2 tRNA genes and 3 rRNA genes are annotated in these 5,570 nt (G+C 54.9%); all 5 read left to right on the top strand.

The features are described from left to right. Positions 1–111 precede the first annotated feature (111 nt). The 5 genes from PQS31_RS16965 to rrf all read left to right on the top strand — a co-directional run bounded on the left by PQS31_RS16965 (position 112) and on the right by rrf (position 5,274). Positions 112–1,656: ribosomal RNA gene (locus PQS31_RS16965) — 16S ribosomal RNA — on the top strand. Positions 1,657–1,727: 71 nt separating this feature from the next. After that, a tRNA-Ile gene (locus PQS31_RS16970) sits at positions 1,728–1,804 on the top strand. A 3-nt stretch (positions 1,805–1,807) separates the two neighbouring features. Then, a tRNA-Ala gene (locus PQS31_RS16975) sits at positions 1,808–1,883 on the top strand. 232 nt (positions 1,884–2,115) lie between these two features. Continuing rightward, positions 2,116–4,996: ribosomal RNA gene (locus tag PQS31_RS16980) — 23S ribosomal RNA — on the top strand. A gap of 164 nt (positions 4,997–5,160) precedes the next feature. Beyond that, positions 5,161–5,274 (top strand): 5S ribosomal RNA (gene rrf, locus PQS31_RS16985). Together the 16S, 23S and 5S rRNA genes with 2 tRNA genes alongside form the textbook arrangement of a ribosomal RNA operon. Positions 5,275–5,570: the final 296 nt, after the last annotated feature.

Below are 5,570 nucleotides of genomic sequence, written 5' to 3' on the forward strand. Positions count from 1 at the left end.
AGAACCAAGAAAGATTCAACAGCATGCAAATGCTGGCGAGTAGTTCGAGTTTCTGGAAAAGACGACTGCACTCGAAGCATTAGATGTCACCTTGTGTGATGTCGAAAATTTTAAGTGAAGAGTTTGATCCTGGCTCAGAGTGAACGCTGGCGGCAGGCCTAACACATGCAAGTCGAACGGCAGCACAGAGGAGCTTGCTCCTTGGGTGGCGAGTGGCGGACGGGTGAGGAATACATCGGAATCTGCCTATTTGTGGGGGATAACGTAGGGAAACTTACGCTAATACCGCATACGACCTACGGGTGAAAGCCGGGGACCTTCGGGCCTGGCGCAGATAGATGAGCCGATGTCGGATTAGCTAGTTGGCGGGGTAAAGGCCCACCAAGGCGACGATCCGTAGCTGGTCTGAGAGGATGATCAGCCACACTGGAACTGAGACACGGTCCAGACTCCTACGGGAGGCAGCAGTGGGGAATATTGGACAATGGGCGCAAGCCTGATCCAGCCATGCCGCGTGGGTGAAGAAGGCCTTCGGGTTGTAAAGCCCTTTTGTTGGGAAAGAAAAGCAGTCGGTTAATACCCGATTGTTCTGACGGTACCCAAAGAATAAGCACCGGCTAACTTCGTGCCAGCAGCCGCGGTAATACGAAGGGTGCAAGCGTTACTCGGAATTACTGGGCGTAAAGCGTGCGTAGGTGGTTTGTTAAGTCTGATGTGAAAGCCCTGGGCTCAACCTGGGAATTGCATTGGATACTGGCAGGCTAGAGTGCGGTAGAGGGTAGTGGAATTCCCGGTGTAGCAGTGAAATGCGTAGAGATCGGGAGGAACATCCGTGGCGAAGGCGACTACCTGGACCAGCACTGACACTGAGGCACGAAAGCGTGGGGAGCAAACAGGATTAGATACCCTGGTAGTCCACGCCCTAAACGATGCGAACTGGATGTTGGGTTCAATTAGGAACTCAGTATCGAAGCTAACGCGTTAAGTTCGCCGCCTGGGGAGTACGGTCGCAAGACTGAAACTCAAAGGAATTGACGGGGGCCCGCACAAGCGGTGGAGTATGTGGTTTAATTCGATGCAACGCGAAGAACCTTACCTGGCCTTGACATGCACGGAACTTTCCAGAGATGGATTGGTGCCTTCGGGAACCGTGACACAGGTGCTGCATGGCTGTCGTCAGCTCGTGTCGTGAGATGTTGGGTTAAGTCCCGCAACGAGCGCAACCCTTGTCCTTAGTTGCCAGCACGTAATGGTGGGAACTCTAAGGAGACCGCCGGTGACAAACCGGAGGAAGGTGGGGATGACGTCAAGTCATCATGGCCCTTACGGCCAGGGCTACACACGTACTACAATGGGAAGGACAGAGGGCTGCAAACCCGCGAGGGCAAGCCAATCCCAGAAACCTTCTCTCAGTCCGGATCGGAGTCTGCAACTCGACTCCGTGAAGTCGGAATCGCTAGTAATCGCAGATCAGCATTGCTGCGGTGAATACGTTCCCGGGCCTTGTACACACCGCCCGTCACACCATGGGAGTTTGTTGCACCAGAAGCAGGTAGCCTAACCGCAAGGAGGGCGCTTGCCACGGTGTGGCCGATGACTGGGGTGAAGTCGTAACAAGGTAGCCGTATCGGAAGGTGCGGCTGGATCACCTCCTTTAGAGACAAGACAACATCGCTTGTCCAGGCGTCCTCATAAGTAACCTGCACGATTGGTAATCAAGCAAGACTGGGTCTGTAGCTCAGGTGGTTAGAGCGCACCCCTGATAAGGGTGAGGCCGGTGGTTCGAGTCCTCCCAGACCCACCACTTGGGGCCTTAGCTCAGCTGGGAGAGCACCTGCTTTGCAAGCAGGGGGTCGTCGGTTCGATCCCGACAGGCTCCACCATTCTTGGTTGTACCGATCGCTGCGCACACATCAGATTTGAATGGTGCCGGGCATTGTGGCCCGACACCGGTTCTTTGAAAAATAGGGAAGTAGCGAGCGTCTGAGACAAGAACTCAAACGTGTCGTGAGGCTAAGGCGGGGACCTCGAGTCCCTAATATTGAGTCGTTATATTTGCGTCGGTGCTTTGTACCCACCGGCCGAGTATGACCCCGAGGCGACTTGGGGTTATATGGTCAAGCGAATAAGCGCACACGGTGGATGCCTTGGCGGTCAGAGGCGATGAAGGACGTGGTAGCCTGCGAAAAGTATCGGGGAGCTGGCAACAAGCTTTGATCCGGTAATGTCCGAATGGGGAAACCCACCCGCTTGCGGGTATCGTGCAGTGAATACATAGCTGTACGAGGCGAACGCGGTGAACTGAAATATCTAAGTAACCGTAGGAAAAGAAATCAACCGAGATTCCCTGAGTAGTGACGAGCGAACGGGGAACAGCCCAAAAGTCGATTTGGTTCTAGCAAAACGGTCCTGGAAAGACCGGCCATAGAAGGTGACAGCCCTGTATGCGAAAGGGCCATATCGATGAAAAATGAGTAGGGCGGGGCACGAGAAACCCTGTCTGAACATGGGGGGACCATCCTCCAAGGCTAAATACTCCTGACCGACCGATAGTGAACCAGTACCGTGAGGGAAAGGCGAAAAGAACCCCGGAGAGGGGAGTGAAATAGACCCTGAAACCGTGTGCGTACAAGCAGTAGGAGCTCTTCGGAGTGACTGCGTACCTTTTGTATAATGGGTCAGCGACTTATTGTTCGTGGCAAGCTTAACCGTATAGGGGAGGCGAAGGGAAACCGAGTCTGATAAGGGCGCATAGTCGCGGGCAATAGACCCGAAACCGGGTGATCTAGTCATGCCCAGGGTGAAGGTTGAGTAACATCAACTGGAGGCCCGAACCCACTCCCGTTGCAAAGGTAGGGGATGAGGTGTGATTAGGAGTGAAAAGCTAATCGAACCCGGAGATAGCTGGTTCTCCTCGAAAGCTATTTAGGTAGCGCCTCATGTGAATCTTCTTGGGGGTAGAGCACTGTTATGGCTAGGGGGTCATTGCGACTTACCAAACCATTGCAAACTCCGAATACCAAGACAGACTGCATGGGAGACACACGGCGGGTGCTAACGTCCGTCGTGAAAAGGGAAACAACCCAGACCCACAGCTAAGGTCCCAAATTATCACTAAGTGGGAAACGATGTGGAAAGGCACAGACAGCCAGGAGGTTGGCTTAGAAGCAGCCACCCTTTAAAGAAAGCGTAATAGCTCACTGGTCGAGTCGGTCTGCGCGGAAGATTTAACGGGGCTAAGTGATAAACCGAAGCTTGGGGTGCACAACTTCGTTGTGCGCGGTAGAGGAGCGTTCCGTAAGCCGTCGAAGGTGGATTGAGAAGTCCGCTGGAGGTATCGGAAGTGCGAATGCTGACATGAGTAACGATAATGGGGGTGAAAAGCCTCCACGCCGAAAGCCCAAGGTTTCCTTGCGCAACGTTAATCGACGCAGGGTGAGTCGGCCCCTAAGGCGAGGCAGAAATGCGTAGTCGATGGGAAGCTGGTTAATATTCCAGCACCTCGCATAAGTGCGATGGGGGGACGGAGAAGGTTAGGTCTACCAGGCGTTGGTTGTCCTGGAGAAAGGCGGTAGGAGTGGGTCTTAGGCAAATCCGGGACCCTTTAACTCCGAGCACCGAGACGAGCTCTTTAGAGCGAAGTGACTGATACCACGCTTCCAGGAAAAGCCCCTAAGCTTCAGCTTATGCAGACCGTACCGTAAACCGACACAGGTGGGTAGGAAGAGAATTCTAAGGCGCTTGAGAGAACTCGGGTGAAGGAACTAGGCAACATAGCACCGTAACTTCGGGAGAAGGTGCGCCCTTGATCGTGGCCCATGCGGGCTATAGCGATCGGGGGCCGCAGTGACCAGGCCGCTGCGACTGTTTATCAAAAACACAGGACTCTGCAAACACGAAAGTGGACGTATAGGGTCTGACGCCTGCCCGGTGCCGGAAGGTTAATTGATGGGGTCAGCCGCAAGGCGAAGCTCTTGATCGAAGCCCCGGTAAACGGCGGCCGTAACTATAACGGTCCTAAGGTAGCGAAATTCCTTGTCGGGTAAGTTCCGACCTGCACGAATGGCGTAACGATGGCGGCGCTGTCTCCACCCGAGACTCAGTGAAATTGAAATCGCTGTGAAGATGCAGCGTTCCCGTGGCAAGACGGAAAGACCCCGTGAACCTTTACTATAGCTTTACATTGAACGTTGAGTTCGTCTGTGTAGGATAGGTGGGAGGCTTTGAAACCCTGGCGCCAGCTGGGGTGGAGCCAACCTTGAAATACCACCCTGTCGTGCTTGACGTTCTAACCTAGGTCCGTTATCCGGATCGGGGACCATGTATGGTGGGTAGTTTGACTGGGGCGGTCTCCTCCCAAAGAGTAACGGAGGAGCTCGAAGGTACGCTCAGCGCGGTCGGACATCGCGCACTGTGTGCAAAGGCATAAGCGTGCTTGACTGCGAGATCGACGGATCAAGCAGGTACGAAAGTAGGACTTAGTGATCCGGTGGTTCTGTATGGAAGGGCCATCGCTCAACGGATAAAAGGTACTCCGGGGATAACAGGCTGATACCGCCCAAGAGTTCATATCGACGGCGGTGTTTGGCACCTCGATGTCGGCTCATCACATCCTGGGGCTGTAGTCGGTCCCAAGGGTATGGCTGTTCGCCATTTAAAGTGGTACGCGAGCTGGGTTCAGAACGTCGTGAGACAGTTCGGTCCCTATCTGCCATGGGCGTTGGAGATTTGAGAGGGGCTGCTCCTAGTACGAGAGGACCGGAGTGGACGAACCTCTGGTGTTCCGGTTGTCACGCCAGTGGCACTGCCGGGTAGCTATGTTCGGAAGCGATAACCGCTGAAAGCATCTAAGCGGGAAGCGCGCCTCAAGATGAGATCTCCCGGGAGCTTGACTCCCCTGAAGGAACCATCAAGACCAGGTGGTTGATAGGCTGGGTGTGTAAGCACAGCAATGTGTTGAGCTAACCAGTACTAATGATCCGTGCGGCTTGACCATATAACCTCAAGTGGCTTCGCTCGAAGCATCCTTGGCCAACGACACGTCGAGTGTCCCAAATGTTCGCTACTTCCCAACCTCTGAGAGCGTGAGCGCTGTCAGTCCCTCTTTCGATCGCAGCACTGCGTCGAAATCCGGACCGATCGGCGACCCTCCACCCTCTCCCTGGTGACTATAGCTGTATGGAACCACCCGATCCCATTCCGAACTCGGAAGTGAAACGTACATGCGCCGATGGTAGTGTGCATCTAGCATGCGAGAGTAGGTCATCGCCAGGGTCTTTACCCCGAAACCCCCGCCCATGGCGGGGGTTTCTTTTTGCACGAACAAAATCGGCGGGTGATTGCGCGCCTGTCGATATCGAATCCGAATCCGGCGCGAGTTAATCCGCGAGCGCGGGCGGTGAATCGGCATTTTCGATACCGGGCGGCGAGACGGCGTGCGCACCACGGCATTGTCGACGCCGGCGCCAGAGGCGAGCGAATGTTCGGGCGCCGTCGGCTGGACGGGGACATGGGATGCGGTCGCGCATGCATGCAGATACCGCCGTTTTCGAAGCGAAATGCATCGGCGC

This window comes from Luteimonas sp. BLCC-B24 (assembly GCF_028550595.1).
Taxonomy (GTDB): Bacteria; Pseudomonadota; Gammaproteobacteria; order Xanthomonadales; family Xanthomonadaceae; genus Luteimonas.